Genomic DNA, 22,486 nt, shown 5'->3' with positions numbered 1-22,486 from the left:
ACTCAATCATGGATTTAAAAGAGATTCAAAGTTTAATAAAATTCGTGGCAAAATCTGGAGCAAGCGAAGTAAAGCTTGAAATGGAGGATGTGAAGATTACTATTAGAACAGGAGATGATGAAAAAAGAAGTGACAACACTACTTATGTTCAACAAATACCTGTAAATCAGCCAATGCAACAGGGAATGGCACCACAGCCTGTAGCAGCGCCAGCACCTGCACCAGCAGATGCAGGACAAGCACCTGCAGCGGCAACAGAAGACGACAGCAAGTATATTACCATAAAATCGCCAATTATAGGTACTTTCTATAGAAGACCTTCACCAGACAAGCCTAACTTCAAAGAAGTTGGAGATACAGTTGCAGTAGGTGATGTTTTATGTATTATCGAAGCGATGAAACTTTTCAATGAAATAGAATCTGAAGTTTCAGGTAAAATTGTTAAGGTATTAGCTGATGAATCTTCTCCAGTAGAATTTGATCAGCCATTATTTTTGGTAGATCCATCATAAGAAATTTAGAATTGTAAATTGTAGAATGAAGGTGTATAACCCATCATTCGCAAAACCTAAAAATTTAGAATTCAAAAATTAAAATTTCAGAAGATGTTTAAAAAAATATTGATCGCAAATAGAGGAGAAATAGCACTTCGTGTTATTAGAACCTGTAAAGAGATGGGGATCAAAACAGTTGCTGTATATTCTAAGGCCGATGAAGAAAGTCTGCATGTTAGATTTGCAGATGAAGCTGTTTGTATAGGACCAGCGCCTAGTAAAGATTCTTATCTTAAAATATCTAGTATTATAGCTGCTGCAGAAATTACAAATGCAGATGCTATTCACCCTGGCTACGGATTTCTATCTGAAAATGCTAACTTTTCGAGAATCTGTAAGGAGCATGGTATCAAGTTTATTGGTGCTGGCCCTGAGATGATCGAAAGAATGGGAGACAAAGCAAGTGCTAAAAGAACTATGAATGATGCTAAGGTACCTACGGTTCCTGGATCAGAAGGACTTTTAGAATCTTTAGACCAAACCAAGAAATTAGCTAAAGAAATGGGGTATCCTGTTATGCTTAAAGCTACAGCCGGTGGTGGTGGTAAAGGGATGCGTGCAGTTTGGAAAGAAGAAGACTTACAGAAAGCCTATGAAAGTGCTAAACAAGAAGCAGCTGCTTCTTTTGGTAATGATGGGATGTATATGGAAAAGCTTATTGAAGAGCCTCGCCATATAGAAATACAAGTAGTAGGAGACCAATTCGGAAAAGCATGTCACCTTTCAGAAAGAGATTGCTCGGTACAAAGACGTCACCAAAAATTAACAGAAGAAACTCCTTCTCCTTTTATGACGGATGAACTCCGTGAAAAAATGGGGAATGCAGCAGTTAAAGCAGCAGAATATATTAAATATGAAGGAGCTGGAACTGTAGAGTTTTTAGTAGATAAACATAGGAATTTCTATTTCATGGAAATGAATACACGTATTCAAGTTGAGCATCCAATTACCGAGCAGGTAATAGATTACGACTTAATCCGTGAGCAGATTCTTGTGGCTGCTGGAGTGCCAATTTCAGGAAAGAATTATACGCCTAAGTTACATTCTATAGAGTGTAGAATTAATGCGGAAGATCCTTACAACGATTTTAGACCTTCTCCAGGAATGATCACTACATTACATGCTCCAGGAGGACATGGAGTACGTTTAGATACGCACGTTTATAGTGGGTATACAATTCCTCCAAATTACGATTCTATGATTGCAAAGTTGATTACAACAGCGCAAACTAGAGAAGAAGCTATCAATAAAATGAAGCGTGCTCTTGATGAGTTTGTAATTGAAGGAATAAAAACAACAATTCCTTTCCATAGACAATTAATGGATGAACCAGATTATATCGCTGGAAATTATACAACTAAATTTATGGAGGATTTCAAAATGAAACCTAAAGTAGAGGAAGAATAAATTTCTTGCAGATTATTATAATATAAGCCCGTATCATTTAATACATTTGATACGGGTTTTTTTATTTTTACAGGTATATGAGGATATTTCGCTTTCTTTTTAAATGCTTTTTGTGGTTTGTGGCAATCTCTGTTATTTGGGTTTTGCTCTACAAATGGCTTCCTGTTCCTGTAACTCCATTAATGGCAATTCGTGCTTATCAACAGAATGAAAAGCAACAAGAATTAGTTTGGGAACACGATTGGGTGTCCATGGATAATATTTCAAAAAATCTTCAATTAGCTGTTATTTGTAGTGAAGACCAAAAGTTTGAAAAGCATAATGGTTTTGATGTACAAGCCATAGAGAAAGTAATAAGAAATACTTCAGAAGAAAAAAAATTAAGAGGAGCCAGTACTATTAGTCAGCAAACAGCAAAGAATGTTTTTTTATGGCCTAGGAGAAGTTGGCTTCGGAAAGGTTTTGAGGCTTATTTTACTTTTTTAATAGAACAGCTTTGGAGTAAAGAACGTATTCTAGAAGTATACTTGAACAGTATCGAAATGGGGGATGGAATTTATGGAGCTGAAGCTGCTTCAAAATTTTGGTTTAATAAAAGCGCTAGCAAGCTGTCTAAGTTAGAGGCTGCTGCGATTGCTTCCATACTACCAAATCCATTAGTTTTAAGGGCTTCTCCAGCTACAAGTTACATTGAACAAAGGGAAAAATGGATTTTAAAGCAGATGGAATATTACGGTGCTTTCAATCTTCAAAATGAAAATAAAAGTAACTATAAATAAAAGTTTATATTTACGAATCATATAATAATGACACTAATCAACAGTTTATAATGAAATCTTTTAAAATGAAAAAACCACTCTTTTGTCTTTTAATTATACTTGCGTTTACGGTTGCTTGTAAAGATGCTAAGACTTCAGAAAAAACAACTATAGAAACTGCACCTACGCCTGTTTTAAATATAGAAGAAGCAAATAGACTTGCTTCTTTACCTTTGGAATGTATGCAAACTGAGTTTCCTAATAAGCTAAATCAAACTTTAGAAGATAGTACACATTTAGCAACACCAAAGAAGTTGCACCCTGCCTTTTATGGATGCTTCGATTGGCATTCTTCAGTTCATGGACATTGGTCGCTTATTTCGCTTCTTAAGCAGTTTCCTAATTTAGAAAATGCATCTTCTATCCGAGAGAAGTTAAAAGCAAATATCTCTAAAGAGAATATAGAAGCTGAGGTTGCCTATTTTAAGATGAAAGGGAACGCTTCTTTTGAGCGTACTTATGGTTGGGCATGGACGCTAAAACTTGTTGAAGAGTTACATAATTGGAATGATCCTATGGCAAAAGAACTAGAGGCAAATTTACAACCACTTACAGATTATATTGTAAATGCTTATATAACATTTCTGCCAAAATTAAATTATCCAATTCGCGTTGGAGAGCATGCTAATACTGCCTTCGGATTGTCTTTGGCTTGGGATTATGCAAACACGCTTGGAAATAATCAATTCAAGCAAAGTATTACAGAAACTGTAAATCGTTTTTATAAAGGTGATGTTGATTGTCCGATTACTTGGGAGCCTAGTGGTCATGATTTTCTTTCCCCATGTTTAGAGGAAGCAAACTTGGTAAGAAAAGTATATAACAAGGACGATTTTAAAATATGGATTGATAATTTCCTACCTCAATTAGCTGATAAAAACTTCGAATTAGAACCAGGTAAAGTTGGCGACAGAGCAGATGGTAAATTAGTTCATTTAGATGGTTTGAACTTTAGTCGTGCTTGGTGTCTTTATGGTATTGCAGAGAGTTTACCAGAATATTCGCATTTAAAAAACATTGCAAATCAGCATATAAATTATTCGCTTCCAAATATTGTAGATGATAATTATAGCGGAACGCATTGGTTAGGAACTTTTGCATTGTATTCTTTAAACCATGTAAGCGAATAGATGTTTAAAAGAATAGGTCCTGGAGTTTTGGTTGCAGCGGCATTTATTGGGCCTGGAACAGTTACGGCTTGTATGTTGGCTGGAAATACTTTTGGTTTTTCGCTATTATGGGCAATGCTATTCTCTATTGTAGCAACCATAATTCTACAAGAAATGGCCGCAAGAATAGGAATCATCACTCAAAAGGGATTGGGAGATGTGGTGGCCACAGAAATCGAAAAACCTTGGTTAAAATGGTTGGTTATAGCTTTAATTTTAGGAGCTATTGTTATTGGAAATGCTGCTTATGAAGGCGGAAATATCGGTGGGGCAACATTAGGTCTTCAAGCATTATTTGGAACTACTTATACAAGTTTTTACCCGTTAATAATTGGAATTTTAGCGTTTGTATTTCTTTATATAGGGAACTATAAATCGATAGAAAAAATTCTAGTTTCTTTAGTGTTATTAATGAGTATATCATTTATGCTAACAGCAATAGTTACCAAGCCAAATATAATGGATATTATTAACGGACTCTTCGTTCCAAAAGCTCCTAAAGACAGCCTCTTGACTATAATTTCTTTGGTTGGAACGACTATTGTACCTTACAATTTGTTTTTACACGCTTCATTGGTGAGTAAAAAATGGCATTTAGCGAGCGATTTAAAATATGCTCGGAGAGATACCTTCCTTGCTATTTCTTTGGGAGGAATGGTTTCTATAGCTATAATGATTACTGCGGCTAAAACACAAAATTTACAGATAGAAAATGTATTAGATTTAGCAAAAGGCTTAGAGCCTATTTATGGAAATAGTGCTAAATATTTTATGGGAATTGGTCTTTTTGCAGCAGGATTAACTTCTGCAATTACGGCTCCTTTAGCGGCTGCTTTTGTTGCTAATAGTTGCTTTGGATGGAATGCTTCTATGAAAGATAAACGCTTTAAATCCGTTTGGATGTTTATTGTAATTCTAGGAGTTATTTTTATGTCATTCGGAATCAAGCCAATTGAAGTTATAAAGATAGCACAAATTTCAAACGGAATTTTACTACCAATAATTGCAGTTTTTTTACTTTGGGCAGTTAATAGAACCTCTATTTTAAAATCATATAAGAATACCTTTTTTCAAAATGTATTGGGACTCATAATTGTATTACTAACATTAGGACTTGGAATATTGAGTGTTTTAAAAGTAATTGGGATTCATATTTTTAACTAAGCCCATTTATAAGAACTTTTACTTGTTATTTAAATAAGCTTCTCTTGCTATTTTTGCTGTTTTATGCTCTCCAGAGTGGCTCCAACCTGGTGGCATTACGATATACAAAATTTTATTTTTAATCCCTGGAGCTTTATAAATATCCTTGCAAAGTGCAATAATTTCTCCAAAGTAAACATCAACAAAGTTGCCTGAATCCATTTCTCTAGTTATTCCATACTCAATTTTAACCTCCTTTTCTTCATTTTGAAATGTTCCAAAGGCTTTATCCCATATGTTTAAAAGATTACAGAAATTGGTGTCCATGTATAAAGGATTTCTAGCGTGGTGTACCCGATGGTGAGATGGTGTTAAGATAATATTGTTTAAAAAACCAAGTCTACCGTCTTTTAATAAATTCTCTCCAATATGAATAAAAGCTCCATATGTTCCATCTATAAGCATAATTATTAATAGCATTTCTGGTTGTACTCCAGCAAGAATACATACGGTTGTACGTATAGCATCTGCATATGGAGCTTCTAAGAAAAAATGCGCATGAGTAACAGAAAGATTCATGTTTTCTGGAGCATGATGTGTAGAATGTAAGCACCAAAATAACCGTACTTTATGTCCCCAATAATGATATAAAAAGTGACCGAATTCCCAAACTACATATCCATATATAAACCAATACCATGTAAGGGAGGTTTGGAAAGGAGCATATTTTTGTAAACTCCCTATAATGAGTGTAACCATAGCAATGGCTATAAATCTCCCTATTATACGATTGAAAACATAGATTAGGAAATTTACTTTGTATACTTTTGTTTGTGGTTTTTTATAGATTAGCCCAAGTATAAATTCTAAAATTATTAGAATGGGAATAATAGGATGTATAAAAGCCGTAAATCCTTTGTATGTTTTAAGAGCTTCGTAATTACCTTCTCGGAGAATTTCCCATGCTTGCGTAACTCCAAGAAAGTTTATAATCTCCTGGTAAAGAGTTTGTAAGAATTCCATTTTATAAATTAGTTTTGGCGGTGTAGTTTTAAAGATATTGAATATAGTAATAATTCTACAGTTTTAAGAGAGGAAAATTTTGTTGTAGAGCTTTGATAGTTATATAGTGTTTATAATATGCCTATGTTCCCTTATCTTTGAATAAATTCTTATAATGAAAAGCATTAAAGAGCAGTTAGTAAATAAATGCCAAGAACTTTTAAATGAACGGTTGTATCAAGTTCAAAAGGCAATTGCAACTATAGAAGAATCTTTTGCTTCCGAAACTAAAAGCAGTGCTGGAGATAAGCATGAAACAGGGCGTGCTATGCTTCAGTTGGAAAGAGAGAAAGCTGGCAACCGCTTGCGAGAAGTTGAGATGATGCATCATGCATTTTCGAGAATTAATTTCGGGAATACTTCAGCAGAAAAAGCCGTAAAAATGGGAAGCTTGGTGCAAACAAATGTCGTTAACTACTTTATATCCGTTTCTTTAGGTCAGATAACCATAGATAATACAGATGTATATTGTATTTCTGCACAGTCTCCAATCGGAAAGCTTTTATTAGGAAAAGGGATTGATGATGAGGTTACTTTTCAAACTTCCAATATAAAAATTCAAGCTATTTATTAGTAGAATTCTAAGTGAACTTTCCTTAATCATTCTATTAGTTTAAAAAATTAACAATCTTCCACGCAACCATTTCTTAAGCTTTGCTTCTATTATATATAGCATAACATAAAAGCAAAAACCTTAATGAAAACAAGAAAATTAATTGCTGCATCATTATTTGTAGCGCTAACAGGATTATTTATTAGTTGTGATGACGACGATACTGTAAGTTGTACACCAGATTACACAGGAGCTCTTTCTGATGAAGAGACTACTTTTGTAGGAAGTTGGGAGTTAACAGGAATAACATCTGATGAAGAGATCGATTTAACTGATGATGAGGAAGACAACCCAAGTACAGATATTTATGCTCAACAAACAGAATGTCAGAATGATATAGTGTACACTTTTAATTCTGATAGAACTTATACATATGAGCAAGGGGGTGTAGTTGAAGATTGTGAAGCTACTGAAGATTTCTCTGGAAGTTGGAAGCTTGGAGGAACAACGCTTGGTCTTGTTACAAACTGTTATGAGTCGATTCAAACTCTTGAGTTCAATGCAGAAGAAACAGAATATACAGTTCAAACTTCTGGGATTGCAACAGATGCAAGCGGACAGCAAATTCAAATTGTTGTTACGTACACGTACTCTCAAAAGCTAGCGGAAATAGAGCCTGCTAACTAAGAAAATATAAGTAAGTTTTAGGTTAAAAGCCGACATTTAATAAGTTTTAAATGTCGGCTTTTTTATTGATTTTTCAATTCTTCTAAAACTCGTAAACTGCTTTAATATTTACTTCCTTATCTACTGGAATTTCTTTTGTGTGATTAAAAAGGATCGTTTTTCTATTTCTAATACCTTCTATTAAATAGTGAGTTCCCTGAAAATATGATTTTTTAACCTTTACTTTTATTGCTGAAGCATTAGTTACTTCCAATTGATGTGGATATAATAAAACTTTCTTACTACTTGTTTCCTCCTTGGAAAATAAATTCAGAGGAAGCACATTTACTTCTCCGAAGAGAGAGGCTACATATTTATTTTTAGGCGTTTTATAAAGCGTTTCAGGATTGTCTAACGCAATGCATTTCCCTTGCTTTAAAACCATTGTAATATCCGCATAAGAGAGGCTGTCGGTATTATCGTGAGTGGCAGTAATACAGCTGATGTTTTCTTGCTTTAAGTATCCAAAAATATCACGCCTTAACTGATTTTTCTTAAAATTATCAATGTTACTAAAAGGCTCGTCTAATAAAAGCAATTCAGGTTCTCTTGCTAAAGCTTTTGCCAAGGCAACGCGCTGTTGTTGTCCGCCACTTAATTCTGTTGGTTTGATCTTAGCATATGCTGTCATACCAACAAGTTCTAAAAGCTCTGCAATCCTTTTTTTCTTCTTCCGAGGATAAAAATTAGATAGGAACTTCCCTATATTTTCTTCCACAGTAATAAAAGGCATAAGATCGTAATCTTGGGCTACATATTTAATAAAAGGCTCTCCAGGAACAATGTTATAATTAGGTCCTAACATTGGCGTTTTATTCCAAAAGAGTTTTCCTTTCTCTAAATGATAAAGTCCATATATAATCTTTAATAGAGTACTTTTTCCAGAGCCACTTTCCCCAATAATAGATAAGTGTTCTCCCTTTTGTAAAGTAAAGTTTATATTTTTTAAAATAGGAGTTTCGTGATATTGAAAGGATACCTTTTTTACTTCGAGCATAGATATTAGGTTTTAGCAAATATAAGAAGTAGAATAAAGAGGTGTAGCTTAAAGAAGGAAGGATTGTATAAAAAAGAAGGTTTATTAAAAAAATCTAAATATGATCTCTTTAATAAACCTTTTTTTATTCTAAAAATGGTATTGTTTAATCTAAACCACCTTTTCTAGTTGGCTCTTTTTGAGAAGGCCATTCTCTTGGAGTTCCAGTTTTATCATCAATTGGTAAAACACTTTTTTCTGTTGATGTTTTTTCTGGATCTTCACTAGCCATATAAGTTAAAATAGCAGTTAGAATAACATTATTTTGAACATCATCAAAAACAATTTTATCATAAGTATCTCTGTTGGTATGCCATGTATAATTCCAATACGACCAACTTAATGAGCTTAATGAAAAAGCAGGAGCACCAGCAGCTACAAAAGATGCATAATCGGAGCCTCCTCTAGACGGAGTTCCAGGAAAATGTGTATCGATATGTTTTGTAACATCTTTAGGAACTGCTTTAAGCCACTTTCCTAAATACTCATAAGAATGTAAAAAACCTTGCCCGGAAAGGTTAACAACTCTTCCAGTTCCGTTATCTTGATTAAATACAGCTTGTACATTTTTTACTATTTCTGGATGGTCTTCTACAAAAGAACGAGAACCATTTAAACCTTGCTCTTCACTTCCCCAAAGACCAATAATTATAGTTCGTTTTGGGTTAGGATACAGTTTCTTTAAGATTCTTGCTGTTTCCATCATTGTTATAGTTCCTGTTCCGTTATCTGTTGCACCAGTTCCTCCATCCCAAGAATCGAAATGTGCAGAAAGAATAACATATTCATCAGGTTTTTCGGTTCCTTTAATTGTTGCGATAGTATTAAAGGTAGGAGCTACGCCAAGATCTTTAGCTTCAGCTACAATTTTAAGTTGAGGTTTTGCTCCGTGTTCTACCATTCTGTATAGCATTCCGTAATCTTCAAGAGCAACATCTACCATTGGAATTTTTTTAGTTCGAGCGCTAAAAATTTTATTTACTCCAAAGCCTTTAGACCAATACGATTGCACTATTCCTACAGCACCTGCTTTCTCTAATGCTTCAGGAAGTGTTCTAGAAGTATAGCCCGAGTTTCTCATATTAGTTTGCCAAGCCTCTTCTAAAGCATCTCGCTCCGCTTTCATTTTCTCGAAAGATTCTGGTGTTGCATATTCTTCCCAGTTATCATCTGGTCTTCCTGTAATTTGGTTCATAGAAACCATTACAATTTTACCTTTAACAGACTTTAACCATTTATCAAAAGCTAGCGAATCTTTAACAGAAGGGAGCACTACTAATTCCGCAGTAACACCTTTACTAGAAGTTCCTGGATTCCATGCCAATTGCATTCCTTCAATAGATTTTACACGAGGATATACCATGTCGATATGTGTAATTCCTCGTTCCCAAGCTTTCCATTCTCCCCATTTTTCGTTCTCAGCAGAAATTCCCCAAGAATCAAACTTTTTAATAGCCCAATCGTGTGCTTCTTGCATCTGTGGAGTCCCTACTAAACGCGGACCAATACCGTCCATAAGTTCGTAGGCTAGTTCTTTTAATTGCGAATTTTGAGAAGCTTCATTTACAATTTTATCAATAACTTCTTTATCAGTTTGTGCGTGTAAAACGCTAGTAATTATAAAGAATGCAGATAATAGATTTATTTTTTTAATCACGTTCTATATATTTATTTTTTAAATTCTTTTAATGCAGCTTTATTTGGTAATTCTTCATAACCCATATTATAAAGAGTAAATCCAAAAATATCTGCATATTGATCGATTGTTTTGCTTACAGGAGTTCCTGCTCCATGTCCAGCATTGGTTTCGATTCTTATAAGAACAGGATTTTCTCCACTTTGTTTCTCTTGTAATTCTGCGGCAAATTTAAAACTATGAGCAGGTACCACACGATCGTCATGATCACCAGTTGTAACAAGGGTAGCAGGATATTTAGTTCCTTCTTTTACATTATGAACAGGTGAATATTGTTTTAAGTATTCAAACATTTCTTGATTGTCTTCTGCAGTTCCATAATCATATGCCCAACCGGCTCCAGCAGTAAAAGTATGATAACGCAGCATGTCTAAAACACCAACCGCAGGCAATGCCACTTTCATTAAATCTGGACGCTGTGTCATAGTTGCACCAACTAATAAACCTCCATTAGATCCACCACGTATTGCTAAATAATCTGATGAAGTATAATTTTCTTTGATAAGATATTCTCCAGCTGTAATAAAGTCGTCAAAAACATTTTGCTTCTGAAGTTTAGTTCCTGCGTCATGCCATTTTTTACCATATTCTCCACCTCCACGAAGGTTTGGAACAGCATACACACCACCTTGCTCTAACCAAACAGCCATAGCCGTGCTAAAGGATGGTGTTAAACTAATATTGAATCCGCCGTAACCATAAAGAATCGTTGGGTTCTTACCGTTAAGCTCAATTCCTTTTTTGTAGGTGATAATCATAGGAACTTTAGTTCCGTCTTTAGAAGTATAAAAAACCTGTTTCGATTCGAAATCGTCTGAATTAAAATCGATTTCTGGAGTCCAATAAACTTCTGAATCTCCAGTTTCAGGATTAAAAGTATAGGTGCTTCCTGGTGTATTGTAATTGGTAAAAGAATAGTAAATTACTTTGTCTTCTTTTTTACTTCCGAAGCCACCAACACTTCCGAGTCCAGGTAACTTAACTTCGCGGATTAATTTCCCTTCGTAGTCGTATTGTTTTACTTGAGAAACGGCGTCCACCATATATTCAGCAAAAAAGTAACCGCTTCCTGTATTCGGACTTAGAACATGTTCTGTTTCAGGAATAAAATCCTCCCAATTTTCTGGAGTTGGATTTGATGCATCAACAGTAACTATCTTTTTATTAGGGGCGTCTAAATTCGTAACTAAATAAAGTTTAGACCCTTCATTTTCGATTACATAGGTATCACTTTCCGTAGTTTCTATAATCGGTACTAAAGGGGAATTGTCTTTGGTAAGATCTTTAATAAACAATTTGTTTCCAGAAGTAGAAATTGAAGCGCTGATGAGTAAGTAATTATTGTCTTCGGTAACATTTCCTCCAATATATCTGTGTTTTTCGGCTTCTGTACCCCCAAATATAAGCTGATCTTCTTTTTGGGAAGTTCCTAACTTATGATAGTATAATTTGTGCTGATCTGTTTTTGCTGAAAGTTCACTTCCTTCTGGCTTATCGTAACTAGAATAAAAGAAACCTTCGTCTCCTTTCCAAGAGAGTCCGCTAAATTTTACATCAACGATAGTATCTTCAACAATCTCTTTAGTTTCTACATCTTTTATAATTACTTTCCTCCAATCGCTTCCTCCTTCAGAAATTGAATAAGCAGCTAGCTTTCCACTTTTAGAAAAACTCAATCCACCTAAAGAGGTTGTTCCGTCTTCAGAAAAAGTATTAGGATCTAGAAATACTTCTTCAGTTCCGTCGTCTCCTTTTTTGCGGTATACTACATATTGATTTTGTAGTCCGTCATTTTTATAATAATAGGTGTAATCTCCTTCTTTAAAGGGAGCAGATATTTTTTCGTAATTCCATAATTTCTCTAAACGTTGTTTTAGCTGATCTCGAAATGGAATTTTTTCTAGGTATCCGAAGGTAACTTCATTTTCATCTTTAACCCATGCTGCAGTTTCATCAGAGCGATCGTCTTCAAGCCAGCGGTATGGATCTTTTACTTCTGTACCGAAATATGTGTTTACGGTATCTACCTTTTTAGTAGCGGGATATTTCAATGTTAAATCTTTTTTAGTTTCTGTAGTGTCGCACGAGCTTAAAATGCTTGTTGCAACCACCACACAAGTGATGAGTTTCTTCATTATGTTTAGATTAGTAATTAGCGATGATAATTTAAAGAAAAAGCCCTTGATAGCTTAATATCAAGGGCTTTTTTAACATATTTTTATGGTATCCTAATTACACCAATTTATTTTCTAGTAAATACTCAGCGATCTGTACTGCATTTGTAGCGGCACCCTTACGCAAGTTATCTGCTACAATCCACATATTTATAGTGTTTGGCTGCGATTCATCTCTACGGATTCTCCCTACAAAAACATCATCTTTATCATGTGCGTAGATTGGCATTGGATAAGTGTTTGTATCAGGATTATCTTGAATTACGACTCCTGGAGTTTCGTTTAATATTCTTCGAACGTCTGCCAATGTAAAATCGCTTTCGAATTGTACGTTTACTGATTCAGAATGTCCTCCAGAAGTAGGGATTCTTACCGCTGTTGCAGAGATAGCAAAAGATTTATCTCCTAATATTTTTTGCGGTTCACGAGCTAATTTCATTTCTTCTTTAGTGTATCCATTCTCTTCAAAAACATCACAATGAGGTAATGCATTTTGATTGATAGGATAAGGATATGCCATTTCTCCTTCTACACCCGCCAATTCGTTTTCTAATTGTTTTACAGCTTTTACACCTGTACCAGAAATAGATTGGTAAGTAGAAACGATAACACGCTTCATTTTATATTGTTTGTGTAACGGAGCCAATGCCATTACTAATTGAATAGTAGAGCAATTTGGATTCGCAATAATTTTATCTTCTTTTGTAAGCTCATTAGCATTGATCTCTGGAACAACTAATTTTTTTGTTGGATCCATACGCCAAGCTGAAGAATTATCGATTACCGTAATTCCTGCTTCAGCAAATTTTGGAGCCCATTCTAAAGATGTTCCTCCACCAGCTGAAAAAATAGCGATGTCTGGTTTTGCAGCAACGGCATCCTGTAAACCGATTACTTTATATGTTTTTCCTTTAAAAGAAAGTTCTTTTCCTACTGATCTCTCTGATGCTACAACTAATAATTCTGTAATAGGGAAATTGCGTTCCTCTAAAACTTTAAGCATTACTTCTCCAACCATTCCGGTTGCTCCTACAACGGCTATTTTCATTTTCTATCTTATTAATATGGTGTATTAACCGATTAATTAATTCTCATTCTGAAAGACAAAAGTAATTAATATTCACATGTGTACAAGCTAAAATGCAAAACTTCAAAAAAATATAACAGATTGTTATAAAAATAACATTTAAGATTGTCACTAAAAAACCACCTACTTTAGAAGCAGGTGGCATCCTTGTTACTTTTTATAGAAATAGAAGAAATATTATTTAGTGTTTTGTCTTTTTAATTCGTCTCTAATTTCAGCTAATAACTCTTCTTGAGTTGGTCCTGCAGGTGCTGCTGGAGCTTCCTCTTCTTTCTTTTTAGACTTTTCGTAAGCCTTTAGAATCATAAAAATACAGAAACCAATAATGATAAAATCCATAATAGTTTGGATAAAAATTCCGTAATTAATGGTAACAGCTTCAGAAACGACTTCGTCTCCGTTTACAACAGCTTCTTTTAGTACATATTTTAACTCTGTAAATTTCACACCTCCAAGGAGCATACCTATTGGTGGCATTAATACATCTTTTGTAAAGGAGGTAACTATTTTACCGAATGCACCACCTACAATTACCGCAGTGGCTAAGTTTACTATATCTCCCTTCAATAAGAAAGACTTAAAATCTTTAAAAAATCCCATGTTATTTGATTACTTGATTAGTATCTTTTAAAGATATAAATTTTTTTAATAGTTTTTAAACGGATGATTTTTTAGGTAATAATATCAAAATATTTAAAAAATGATTCAAAGTATTTGTCTGCTTGAGTCATTCCAAATTTATTTACTCCGTAATGATGAATTCGTATTAAATCATTTTATAGTTATGATGCGTAAGGATTATAATTAAATGAGGTCTACTATAATATAATTTTTCGTTTTACACGTTGCGAAATTGCCGTTATAAGTTCATAAGAAATAGTTCCTGCGGTGGCAGCAAATTCACTAGCAGTGGGATGCTCTCCAAAAACGAGAACCTCGTCTCCTTCATTACAATCCACATTAGAAACATCTATCATTAGCATATCCATACAAACGTTTCCTATAATTGGACATTTAACGCCATTTACTGTAAGAAAAGCTTTTCCCTTTCCGTATTGTCTTCCAATACCATCTGCATGACCAATCGGAATGGTGGCTGTTTTCATGTTTGTTTTTGCAATATGACCTTTATTATAACCTATACTTTCATTTGCAGAAATATGGTGAATCTGAGAGATGACACTTTTTAAAGAGATTACAGGAGTTAGGTGTTTGTTAAAACGAACATCATTTCCAAAACCGTAGAGCCCAATTCCACTTCTCACCATATCAAACTCTGCAATTTTAGCGTAGTTTAATATTCCTGAAGTATTTAGAATATGTAACATTGGCTTGTAAGTCAGTTTAGAAAGTAATTTCTCGGCAATTTCTTTAAAAGTATGAATCTGTTTCAGTGTAAACTCTTTTTCAGAAAGGTCTTCTGAAGCCCCTAAATGGGAAAATATAGAAGCTATTTTAAGTTCTTTATTTTCTGATAATGTATCAGTGATAGCATCGACTTCATCCAAAGTAAAACCAAGTCTATTTAATCCAGTATTAAATTTAAGATGTACAGGATACTCATGTTCTTTTTCAGCAGCTTTTAAAAATGCATTTAAAACATAAGAGCTATATATGCTAGGCTCTAATTTATAATCTATTATTTTTTTAAAATGTACAGGCAACGGATGCAGCACTAAAATTGGCTTAGTAACTCCTACTTTTCTTAAAGTTATCCCTTCATCGGTATAAGCAACGGCAAAATAATCTACTCCTAAGTTTTCTAAAAAAGAAGCTACTTCTGCAGGATCACTTCCGTAGGCATATGCTTTTACTACCGCCATTAATTTGGTAGTTTCTTGTAATTTTGAACGTAGAAATTTGTAATTATTAGTAAGTGCTGGAAGACTAATTTCCAATGTTGTCTCCTGAATGTTTGTCATCCTTAATGTTATTTACAGCTTCTTTAGAAATAATTTCTTCGGGGTCTTTAACTTCCATTTTTTGTACCTTTTCTCGTAACATTGCTTTAAAAAAAGCAGCTCTACTTAAAGGTTCATATTCTTCCGTTTCCCCTAATAATACTAATTTATCGTTTGTAGATTTTCTAAAACTATAATTAGCAAGATTTCCTGTACGTGTACAAATGGCATGTACTTTTGTAACATACTCGGCAGTAGCCATTAGTGCAGGCATCGGACCGAAGGGATTTCCTTTAAAATCCATATCTAATCCTGCAACAACCACACGAATTCCTTTATTGGCAAGATCGTTACATACAGATATAATCTCATCATCAAAAAACTGTGCCTCGTCGATACCAACTACATCACAACCATCGGCTAATAAGCGGATATTCGCTGCAGCAGGAACAGGTGTAGAACGGATCTCATTAGAATCATGAGAAACTACCATATCTTCATCATAGCGAATATCTACGGAAGGTTTGAAAATCTCAACTTTTTGCTTTGCAAATTGGGCGCGTTTGAGCCTACGAATCAATTCTTCGGTTTTACCGGAAAACATCGATCCGCAGATGACTTCTATCCAGCCAAATTGCTCTTTATGATTTACTGTATTTTCGAGAAACATCTTGTAATTTTCTATACTGAGAAGGAAAGAATTCCCTTCTCTAGAAAAACTAAACAAACTTAAGCAAATATTTAAAGTTGGATTTAAGAAAGCAGAAATAATATCAACAAAAATTAAGTTTTTTTATATTTACTTACTCGCATTTAGTTTTATTTTTAAAAGGATTTACACCGAAAAATATTAAAAAAATAGCTATCTTTTATGCGTGTTTAGTAACTATAATTATAAAAATTTGTGCTTACTGTTGAAAGACAGCACTTAAATTATAATATTAACTATGAAGAAGAAATTAGAAGCAGAATTAATAGGTATATCCCAACGAATAATAAGGCAGAATGGAAAAAGAGATTTAGCCGCTTTACAGTCGGATGCCCAAAAATTGTACGAAAAACTTACACTTTTAAAATATGTGGAAGATCATTTTGGAGAACTCCAATCTTCTGATGTAAAAAGTGAAGTTGCAGATAGGTTTGAAGTATTAGCAAATTCAGTTTTAAAAGGAAATTCCGATGTTCCGGAATCAAACCCTAATGAACATGAAGATGCTATAATGACTCCCGTTATAGATTCTATTCGGGATATTGTTCAAGAAATGCCGGAAGCAGAATCTCTGGAAGAGTTATTGTCTGGAATTACACCCGATCCTACTTTTGTAAAAAGAGATATGGATTTGGTGACTCCAAAGATTAAAGAAACTTCGGTTGTAGAGAAAAAAGTGCGTTCTAGAAATCATCAGTTAAAATCTGGATTGGCAATAGGTTTAAATGATAAACTTGCATTTGTAAAGCATCTTTTTAATAATAGCAATGAAGATTATATAAGAGTAGTTTCTCAAATAAGTACCATGGATACTTTTGAGGATGCAAGAGGTTTTATAACTACAATGATAAAACCAGACTATAATAATTGGGAAGGAAAAGAAGCCTATGAAAATCGTTTTTTAGAAATTATAGAAAACAAATTTTCGTAATTTATCATTTAAAATCAACTGCAATAGTGCGTTATTTGTCTTTAATTCGATCTATAAAAAAATGAAAGTTAAAAGAATACTATATTGGGTTTCCACAGGTCTGCTGTCCTTATTATTAATGAACGCTATTTATATGTACATTTCAAAGTTTGAAATGGTACAAGGAATGCTAGCGAGTTATAACTATCCAGAATACCTTATTTACATCTTAATAACAGGAAAAGTATTAGGAGTCATTGCAATCCTTTCGAATATAAAGGGAACCATTAAAGAATGGGCATATGCAGGATTGTTTTTTAATTTTGTATTAGCTTTTATTACCCATTATGTATTAGGAGATGGCGAAGGTATGGGAGCTATAATTGCATTGGTGCTTTTAATGGTTTCGTATTTTTTAGGAAGGCAAGTGCGTCCATGGATAATAAAAAATTAAAAGAGGGTTGTTCTTTAATTCCTTTTTACCTTTGTAATCGTTTACAGCATAACACTAATTTGTGTAGTATGTAAAAACAAGAAACAAAGGCACTCAATATTAAATCTGAGTGTTTGTAAATTATAAATCTACATTGTAGGATTCGCTATGTCCAAATTATATATTGTTCCAACACCAATCGGTAATTTAGAAGATATTACATTGAGAGCTATTAGAGTGCTTAAAGAAGCAGATCTTATTCTTGCTGAAGACACTCGTACCAGTGGGAAGCTTTTAAAACATTTGGAGGTACAGACACATATGCAAAGTCATCATATGCATAATGAACATAAAACGGTTGATGGTATTTGTGATAAAATTTTATCTGGAACTACAGTAGCTTTAATTAGTGATGCTGGAACACCTGCAATTTCCGATCCTGGTTTTCTTTTGACAAGAGCATGTATTGAAAAAGGTATTGAAGTAGATTGTTTGCCTGGAGCTACAGCTTTTGTGCCTGCTTTAGTAAATAGCGGACTCCCAAATGATAAATTTATTTTTGAAGGATTCTTACCCGTAAAAAAAGGACGTCAAACACGACTTAAATTTTTAGCTGAAGAAACAAGGACTATGATTTTTTATGAATCTCCTCACAAGCTTCTAAAAACCTTAAAAGATTTTGCTACTTATTTAGAAGAAGATAGAATGGCTTCCGTTTCCAGAGAGATTACAAAACTACATGAAGAAACAATAAGGGGAACCGTAAAAGAGCTTATCCAACATTTTGAAGAAAATGCACCAAGAGGAGAGTTTGTTGTGGTGGTTGCTGGAAAGAAATAGTTGCCAAAAAACACGGTAATTTCATGATTAGATTTAATCTCCTAGTATTAAACTCATTGGGAGAATAAATAATATGCTTACCTTGGGGATATGGAAAAGCTGCTACATGAAATAAGTAAATGTCAAGTCTGTGTAGATTTTCTGCCTTTACCTCCAAAACCGATTCTTAGAGTATCGAAAGAAGCCAAAATATTAATTATTGGTCAGGCACCAGGAATTAAAGCGCATAATAGTGGTAAAGATTTTGATGATGCAAGTGGGAAAAAGCTCCGTTCTTGGATGGGAATTAGCGAAGAAGATTTTTATAATACTAAAAAAGTTGCCGTGATGCCAATGGGATTCTGTTACCCTGGCAAAGGTAAGACTGGAGATTTACCTCCAAGGCCAGAATGTAAACCGCAATGGCATGACAAAGTATTGAGCGAGATGCAAAATGTATCGTTAACAATATTAATTGGACAGTATGCTCAGAAAAATTATTTGGGAGACAGGTTTCATAAGAATCTTACAGAAACAGTACGTAACTATAATGATTTCCTTCCAGAGATTTTTCCAATTCCACATCCTTCACCTACCAATCGTTTTTGGATGGCAAAAAATAAGTGGTTTGAAGCCACTGTGTTACCCGTTTTTCAGCAAAAAATAAAAACAATTTTATAGGAAGCAGCTATAAAAACAAAGTGTATTCTTAGTAGAATGCGTATTTTTGAAGTTCACTTTAAATTCATATAAATGGGAACTACAAATACCGTAATTACTACCTGGAAAAAGAATATGCAATTTCATTCTACGAATCCAGCAGGAGAATTAATTATCGATGCAAGTCCAGACGATGGAGGAAATGGAGATGGATTAAGACCTAAAGCTTTAATGTTATCTGCTTTGGCAGGATGTTCAGGTTTAGATGTAGCTTCAATGATAAAAAAGATGAAGTTAGATGTAGAAGATTTTAGAATCGATATCCATGCTGAACTTACAGATGAGCATCCTAAATATTACAATAAAGTAACGGTAGAATATCATTTTTACGGTACAGATTTAGCTGAAAAGAAATTACAACGTGCTGTAGATTTATCTGTAGAAACTTATTGTGGCGTGATGGAAATGTTCCGTCGTTTTGCTGAAGTTAAAATAGAAACCATTTTTCATAACTCATAATACTCAAAATTCGTAATTATATATGACTCGTTGGACTGTAAAAGCAATGCCGCCAAAGGAAGCTGTACAAGAGCTTTCTGTAGCTTTAGGGGTAGATAATCTTATTGCTTCATTGTTAATACAGCGAGGAATTACAAATTACGAGGAAGCAAAAAAATTCTTTCGACCTTCTTTAAATGACCTTCATGATCCTTTTTTAATGAAAGATATGGACAAAGCTGTATCTAGAATTGAACAGGCGATTGCAGATGGAGAGAATATATTGGTATATGGCGATTATGACGTTGATGGTACTACGGCAGTGTCATTAATGTCGTCCTATTTGTTAACGCTTTACCCTAATGTAGCTACCTATATTCCAGACAGATATAAAGAAGGTTATGGAGTCTCTACTTTAGGGATAGATTTTGCAGATGATAACGGTGTTTCTTTGATAATAGCTTTAGATTGCGGAATAAAAGCTGTGGATAAGGTTGCTTATGCCAAAGAGAAAGGGATAGATTTTATTATTTGCGATCACCATAGACCGGGCGATGTAATTCCAGATGCTGTAGCTATTCTCGATCCTAAACAAGAAGATTGCAATTACCCTTATGATGAATTATGTGGTTGTGGTGTTGGTTTTAAGTTGATTCAGGCTTTAGGATCGCGTAGAGGAGAAACTATAGAAGATTTTATCCCATATTTAGATTTAGTAGCAACAGCTATTGGTGCAGATATTGTGCCTATTACTGGAGAAAATAGAGCCTTAGCTTTTCATGGTTTAAAGGTAATAAATAGTAATCCTAGACCTGGAATAAAAGCTTTTACAGAACAGCTTAAAAAAGAACTAACTATAACCGATGTTGTCTTTGTGGTAGCTCCAAGAATAAATGCCGCAGGAAGAATGAAGCATGGGTTATATGCTGTTCAGTTACTTACTGAAAAAAATGAAGATCTTGCCAAAGCTTATGCTGAAGAAATCGGAGTTTTTAATGCAGATCGAAAAACTTTAGATCAGCAGATTACACAAGAGGCTATTCTTCAGATTCAAGAGAATAATGAAGAGACAAATTTTACTTCGGTTGTTTTTAACGAAACTTGGCATAAAGGAGTTATAGGAATTGTTGCTTCGAGACTTATTGAAAATTACTACAGACCAACGTTAGTTTTTACTAAAAGTGGCGATAAGTTAGCCGCTTCTGCACGTTCGGTAAAAGGTTTCGATGTTTATAATGCAATTGAGGCATGCGAAGATCATTTGGAGCAATTTGGAGGTCATAAATATGCAGCTGGACTTACTTTAAAACCAGCGCAATATCAAGGTTTTAAAACTAAGTTTGAAGAAGTAGTTTCAGCAACAATAGATAAAAACTTGTTAACTCCAGAGATTCTTATCGATACAGAAATTGAATTAAAAGATATAACCCCAAAGTTTTATCGCATCCTTAAACAGTTTGCTCCCTTTGGGCCAGGAAATTTATCGCCTGTTTTTCTTACACAAAACCTTAAAGATACAGGCTATAGTAAATGTGTAGGTCAGGATAATAGTCACCTTAAAATAAATGTATCTCAAAATGGAGGGCCTTCTATCGGTGGGATTGGATTTAATTTAGGAAGTAAAATAGAAGCTATAAAAGGAAAACAGACATTTGCTGCCGTGTATGCTATTGATGAAAATGAGTGGAACGGAGTAGTTTCCCTTCAGTTAATAGTAAAGGATATCAAATAACATTTTACTTGCCTTCTAAAGATTCCTTTCTTCAATCTAAATAATTCCCAGTCTCTTAATTATATTAGTTGTGATTCATATAGGGAGTTTATAGTATGTGAAATTCAAGTTATAGAAGCTTCACTTAAATATAAATACCACTTAAATAGTATTATTCCTTTATTATCAGGATTAAATTCTATAACTTTAGATGCGTAGTGGTGATAGTATAAATTCAAAATTGTAAGGAATTGAAACTAAATACGACTATTAATTTGTATCTAAATATTTCGAGGTGCAAATTCAAGAAAATTATTACTTAACTAAAAAAGAAAGGACACTATAGTATGTTAACTTGGAAAGATGTTATTAATTTCTCTGTAAAAGGGAATCCAGAACCAGATAGACGTGTAGAAAAAACAGAAGCAGAGTGGAAAGAATTACTTACTCCAGAGCAGTTTAGAATTACACGTTTAAAAGGAACAGAGATGGCACATTCTGGAGCTTTATGCTCTATTTATGATGCTGGTAAATATAATTGTGTGTGTTGCGATACTCCATTGTTCGATTCTACCATAAAATACGACTCGAGTTCTGGTTGGCCTAGTTTTACACAACCAATTAAAGAGAATGCTATTAAGTATATAAAAGATAGCTCTTTTGGAATGGTGCGTGTAGAGGTTTTATGTAATACTTGTGATGCGCATCAAGGACACGTATTTCCAGATGGTCCAGAACCAAGTGGATTACGATATTGTATAAATTCAGAATCAATTAAATTAGAAAGGAAAGATAATGACAAATAAAAATTATGAATTAGCGACTGTAGGTGGAGGATGTTTTTGGTGTATCGAAGCCATTTTTCAAGAAGTAAATGGTGTAGAAAAAGTAGTTTCTGGGTATACTGGAGGAAACGCTCCAGGAAGACCTACCTATAGAGAAGTATGTTCTGGATTAACTGGACATGCTGAGGTTATTCAAATTAGTTTTGATCCTAGTGTTATTTCTTATGAAGACTTGTTGGTTATTTTTATGACAAGTCACGATCCAACAACGATGAATCGTCAAGGAGCAGATGTAGGTTCTCAATACCGTTCAGTGATATATTATCATTCTGATGAACAAAAGAAAATAGCAACTGAGGTTGCAAAACAAATAGATCCATTTTATGATGGACCAATAGTTACAGAAATCAGTCCAATTGGAGAGTTTTTTGAAGCTGAAGATTACCATCAAGATTATTATAAAAACAATCAAGCGCAAGGTTATTGTAGTGCGGTTATTACACCAAAGTTGGCCAAACTACGAAAAATGCATGCTGATAAGTTAAAAAAGACAGTTTCTTAATTGAAATTTTGATTATTACTTAGTTAACATGAATTAGCATCTAAGAGTAATCTTAGGTGCTTTTTTATTAAGT

23 protein-coding genes are annotated in these 22,486 nt (G+C 34.0%); 15 read left to right on the top strand and 8 right to left on the bottom strand.

Annotated elements, in window-relative coordinates; genetic code table 11:
- Positions 1 to 8 precede the first annotated feature (8 nt).
- The 5 genes from accB to ACN0TY_RS02610 all read left to right on the top strand — a co-directional run bounded on the left by accB (position 9) and on the right by ACN0TY_RS02610 (position 5,112).
- Positions 9 to 512, top strand: coding sequence for an acetyl-CoA carboxylase biotin carboxyl carrier protein (gene accB / locus ACN0TY_RS02630; protein ID WP_417443253.1), 504 nt, complete (start codon positions 9 to 11; stop codon positions 510 to 512).
- Between the two features lie 93 nt (positions 513 to 605).
- Positions 606 to 1,961, top strand: coding sequence for an acetyl-CoA carboxylase biotin carboxylase subunit (gene accC / locus ACN0TY_RS02625; RefSeq protein WP_236957507.1), 1,356 nt, complete (start codon positions 606 to 608; stop codon positions 1,959 to 1,961).
- 77 nt (positions 1,962 to 2,038) lie between these two features.
- Entirely contained in the window at positions 2,039 to 2,740 is a 702-nt protein-coding gene (mtgA, locus tag ACN0TY_RS02620) for a monofunctional biosynthetic peptidoglycan transglycosylase (protein WP_417443252.1), read from the top strand.
- A 65-nt stretch (positions 2,741 to 2,805) separates the two neighbouring features.
- The gene (locus ACN0TY_RS02615) at positions 2,806 to 3,909 is read left to right on the top strand and encodes a DUF2891 domain-containing protein (protein ID WP_417443251.1); all 1,104 of its coding nucleotides are present in this window, start codon (positions 2,806 to 2,808) and stop codon (positions 3,907 to 3,909) included.
- Complete coding sequence (locus tag ACN0TY_RS02610) at positions 3,910 to 5,112, top strand: Nramp family divalent metal transporter (protein ID WP_417443250.1); 1,203 nt, start codon at positions 3,910 to 3,912, stop codon at positions 5,110 to 5,112. It begins immediately after the preceding gene.
- 18 nt (positions 5,113 to 5,130) lie between these two features.
- Here the strand turns inward: ACN0TY_RS02610 and ACN0TY_RS02605 are convergent, their stop codons facing one another.
- Complete coding sequence (locus ACN0TY_RS02605) at positions 5,131 to 6,114, bottom strand: sterol desaturase family protein (RefSeq protein ID WP_417443249.1); 984 nt, start codon at positions 6,112 to 6,114, stop codon at positions 5,131 to 5,133.
- Positions 6,115 to 6,268: 154 nt separating this feature from the next.
- On the opposite strand from ACN0TY_RS02605, the gene ACN0TY_RS02600 reads away from it, so the two are divergent.
- Positions 6,269 to 6,727: a GreA/GreB family elongation factor gene (locus ACN0TY_RS02600; RefSeq protein WP_262911712.1), complete on the top strand. Its 459-nt coding sequence runs from the start codon at positions 6,269 to 6,271 to the stop codon at positions 6,725 to 6,727.
- A 123-nt stretch (positions 6,728 to 6,850) separates the two neighbouring features.
- A complete protein-coding gene (locus tag ACN0TY_RS02595; RefSeq protein ID WP_417443248.1) occupies positions 6,851 to 7,393 on the top strand; it encodes a DUF5004 domain-containing protein in 543 nt (180 codons plus the stop codon).
- An 82-nt stretch (positions 7,394 to 7,475) separates the two neighbouring features.
- On the opposite strand, the gene ACN0TY_RS02590 is transcribed toward ACN0TY_RS02595, so the two are convergent.
- The 7 genes from ACN0TY_RS02590 to ACN0TY_RS02560 all read right to left on the bottom strand — a co-directional run bounded on the left by ACN0TY_RS02590 (position 7,476) and on the right by ACN0TY_RS02560 (position 15,996).
- The gene (locus ACN0TY_RS02590) at positions 7,476 to 8,429 is read right to left on the bottom strand and encodes an ABC transporter ATP-binding protein (RefSeq protein ID WP_417443247.1); all 954 of its coding nucleotides are present in this window, start codon (positions 8,427 to 8,429) and stop codon (positions 7,476 to 7,478) included.
- A gap of 145 nt (positions 8,430 to 8,574) precedes the next feature.
- The gene (locus tag ACN0TY_RS02585; protein WP_417443246.1) at positions 8,575 to 10,125 is read right to left on the bottom strand and encodes a M20/M25/M40 family metallo-hydrolase; all 1,551 of its coding nucleotides are present in this window, start codon (positions 10,123 to 10,125) and stop codon (positions 8,575 to 8,577) included.
- 11 nt (positions 10,126 to 10,136) lie between these two features.
- Positions 10,137 to 12,299, bottom strand: coding sequence for a prolyl oligopeptidase family serine peptidase (locus ACN0TY_RS02580; RefSeq protein ID WP_417443245.1), 2,163 nt, complete (start codon positions 12,297 to 12,299; stop codon positions 10,137 to 10,139).
- A gap of 97 nt (positions 12,300 to 12,396) precedes the next feature.
- The gene (locus ACN0TY_RS02575; RefSeq protein ID WP_417443244.1) at positions 12,397 to 13,386 is read right to left on the bottom strand and encodes an aspartate-semialdehyde dehydrogenase; all 990 of its coding nucleotides are present in this window, start codon (positions 13,384 to 13,386) and stop codon (positions 12,397 to 12,399) included.
- Between the two features lie 216 nt (positions 13,387 to 13,602).
- Entirely contained in the window at positions 13,603 to 14,025 is a 423-nt protein-coding gene (gene mscL / locus ACN0TY_RS02570) for a large-conductance mechanosensitive channel protein MscL (protein ID WP_236957497.1), read from the bottom strand.
- Between the two features lie 218 nt (positions 14,026 to 14,243).
- Positions 14,244 to 15,347, bottom strand: a complete 1,104-nt coding sequence (gene alr, locus ACN0TY_RS02565) for an alanine racemase (RefSeq protein ID WP_417443243.1) — start codon at positions 15,345 to 15,347, stop codon at positions 14,244 to 14,246.
- The gene (locus ACN0TY_RS02560) at positions 15,313 to 15,996 is read right to left on the bottom strand and encodes a thymidine kinase (RefSeq protein WP_417443242.1); all 684 of its coding nucleotides are present in this window, start codon (positions 15,994 to 15,996) and stop codon (positions 15,313 to 15,315) included. Before ACN0TY_RS02560 ends, alr begins: the two co-directional genes overlap by 35 nt.
- 277 nt (positions 15,997 to 16,273) lie before the next feature.
- On the opposite strand from ACN0TY_RS02560, the gene ACN0TY_RS02555 reads away from it, so the two are divergent.
- The 8 genes from ACN0TY_RS02555 to msrA all read left to right on the top strand — a co-directional run bounded on the left by ACN0TY_RS02555 (position 16,274) and on the right by msrA (position 22,413).
- Complete coding sequence (locus ACN0TY_RS02555) at positions 16,274 to 16,966, top strand: hypothetical protein (protein WP_417443241.1); 693 nt, start codon at positions 16,274 to 16,276, stop codon at positions 16,964 to 16,966.
- Between the two features lie 61 nt (positions 16,967 to 17,027).
- On the top strand, positions 17,028 to 17,399 hold the full coding sequence (locus tag ACN0TY_RS02550; protein WP_417443240.1) for a DoxX family protein: 372 nt from the start codon (positions 17,028 to 17,030) through the stop codon (positions 17,397 to 17,399).
- Between the two features lie 147 nt (positions 17,400 to 17,546).
- Positions 17,547 to 18,218, top strand: coding sequence for a 16S rRNA (cytidine(1402)-2'-O)-methyltransferase (gene rsmI, locus ACN0TY_RS02545; RefSeq protein WP_417443239.1), 672 nt, complete (start codon positions 17,547 to 17,549; stop codon positions 18,216 to 18,218).
- A 90-nt stretch (positions 18,219 to 18,308) separates the two neighbouring features.
- Positions 18,309 to 18,878: a uracil-DNA glycosylase family protein gene (locus tag ACN0TY_RS02540; protein ID WP_236957489.1), complete on the top strand. Its 570-nt coding sequence runs from the start codon at positions 18,309 to 18,311 to the stop codon at positions 18,876 to 18,878.
- Positions 18,879 to 18,950: 72 nt separating this feature from the next.
- Positions 18,951 to 19,376, top strand: coding sequence for an OsmC family protein (locus ACN0TY_RS02535; RefSeq protein ID WP_236957488.1), 426 nt, complete (start codon positions 18,951 to 18,953; stop codon positions 19,374 to 19,376).
- Between the two features lie 22 nt (positions 19,377 to 19,398).
- Positions 19,399 to 21,087, top strand: coding sequence for a single-stranded-DNA-specific exonuclease RecJ (gene recJ, locus ACN0TY_RS02530; RefSeq protein WP_417443238.1), 1,689 nt, complete (start codon positions 19,399 to 19,401; stop codon positions 21,085 to 21,087).
- Positions 21,088 to 21,413: 326 nt separating this feature from the next.
- Positions 21,414 to 21,872, top strand: coding sequence for a peptide-methionine (R)-S-oxide reductase MsrB (gene msrB / locus ACN0TY_RS02525; RefSeq protein ID WP_236957486.1), 459 nt, complete (start codon positions 21,414 to 21,416; stop codon positions 21,870 to 21,872).
- Positions 21,862 to 22,413, top strand: coding sequence for a peptide-methionine (S)-S-oxide reductase MsrA (gene msrA / locus ACN0TY_RS02520; protein ID WP_236957485.1), 552 nt, complete (start codon positions 21,862 to 21,864; stop codon positions 22,411 to 22,413). Before msrB ends, msrA begins: the two co-directional genes overlap by 11 nt.
- The last annotated feature ends 73 nt before the right edge of the window (positions 22,414 to 22,486 follow it).

Origin of the sequence: Joostella sp., assembly GCF_048266025.1 — a bacterium.
GTDB classification, from domain to species: Bacteria; Bacteroidota; Bacteroidia; order Flavobacteriales; family Flavobacteriaceae; genus Galbibacter; species Galbibacter atrarenae.
This window is presented reverse-complemented; position numbering and strand designations above follow the sequence as displayed.

Excerpts from the sequence above, each read along its gene's own strand:
- accB (WP_417443253.1), top strand. The coding sequence starts at position 9 with ATGGATTTAAAAGAGATTCAAAGTTTAATAAAATTCGTGGCAAAATCT.
- accC (WP_236957507.1), top strand. The coding sequence starts at position 606 with ATGTTTAAAAAAATATTGATCGCAAATAGAGGAGAAATAGCACTTCGT.
- mtgA (WP_417443252.1), top strand. The coding sequence starts at position 2,039 with ATGAGGATATTTCGCTTTCTTTTTAAATGCTTTTTGTGGTTTGTGGCA.
- ACN0TY_RS02615 (WP_417443251.1), top strand. The coding sequence starts at position 2,806 with ATGAAAAAACCACTCTTTTGTCTTTTAATTATACTTGCGTTTACGGTT.
- ACN0TY_RS02610 (WP_417443250.1), top strand. The coding sequence starts at position 3,910 with ATGTTTAAAAGAATAGGTCCTGGAGTTTTGGTTGCAGCGGCATTTATT.
- ACN0TY_RS02605 (WP_417443249.1), bottom strand. The coding sequence starts at position 6,114 with ATGGAATTCTTACAAACTCTTTACCAGGAGATTATAAACTTTCTTGGA.
- ACN0TY_RS02600 (WP_262911712.1), top strand. The coding sequence starts at position 6,269 with ATGAAAAGCATTAAAGAGCAGTTAGTAAATAAATGCCAAGAACTTTTA.
- ACN0TY_RS02595 (WP_417443248.1), top strand. The coding sequence starts at position 6,851 with ATGAAAACAAGAAAATTAATTGCTGCATCATTATTTGTAGCGCTAACA.
- ACN0TY_RS02590 (WP_417443247.1), bottom strand. The coding sequence starts at position 8,429 with ATGCTCGAAGTAAAAAAGGTATCCTTTCAATATCACGAAACTCCTATT.
- ACN0TY_RS02580 (WP_417443245.1), bottom strand. The coding sequence starts at position 12,299 with ATGAAGAAACTCATCACTTGTGTGGTGGTTGCAACAAGCATTTTAAGC.
- ACN0TY_RS02575 (WP_417443244.1), bottom strand. The coding sequence starts at position 13,386 with ATGAAAATAGCCGTTGTAGGAGCAACCGGAATGGTTGGAGAAGTAATG.
- mscL (WP_236957497.1), bottom strand. The coding sequence starts at position 14,025 with ATGGGATTTTTTAAAGATTTTAAGTCTTTCTTATTGAAGGGAGATATA.
- alr (WP_417443243.1), bottom strand. The coding sequence starts at position 15,347 with ATGACAAACATTCAGGAGACAACATTGGAAATTAGTCTTCCAGCACTT.
- ACN0TY_RS02560 (WP_417443242.1), bottom strand. The coding sequence starts at position 15,996 with ATGTTTCTCGAAAATACAGTAAATCATAAAGAGCAATTTGGCTGGATA.
- ACN0TY_RS02555 (WP_417443241.1), top strand. The coding sequence starts at position 16,274 with ATGAAGAAGAAATTAGAAGCAGAATTAATAGGTATATCCCAACGAATA.
- ACN0TY_RS02550 (WP_417443240.1), top strand. The coding sequence starts at position 17,028 with ATGAAAGTTAAAAGAATACTATATTGGGTTTCCACAGGTCTGCTGTCC.
- rsmI (WP_417443239.1), top strand. The coding sequence starts at position 17,547 with ATGTCCAAATTATATATTGTTCCAACACCAATCGGTAATTTAGAAGAT.
- ACN0TY_RS02540 (WP_236957489.1), top strand. The coding sequence starts at position 18,309 with ATGGAAAAGCTGCTACATGAAATAAGTAAATGTCAAGTCTGTGTAGAT.
- ACN0TY_RS02535 (WP_236957488.1), top strand. The coding sequence starts at position 18,951 with ATGGGAACTACAAATACCGTAATTACTACCTGGAAAAAGAATATGCAA.
- recJ (WP_417443238.1), top strand. The coding sequence starts at position 19,399 with ATGACTCGTTGGACTGTAAAAGCAATGCCGCCAAAGGAAGCTGTACAA.
- msrB (WP_236957486.1), top strand. The coding sequence starts at position 21,414 with ATGTTAACTTGGAAAGATGTTATTAATTTCTCTGTAAAAGGGAATCCA.
- msrA (WP_236957485.1), top strand. The coding sequence starts at position 21,862 with ATGACAAATAAAAATTATGAATTAGCGACTGTAGGTGGAGGATGTTTT.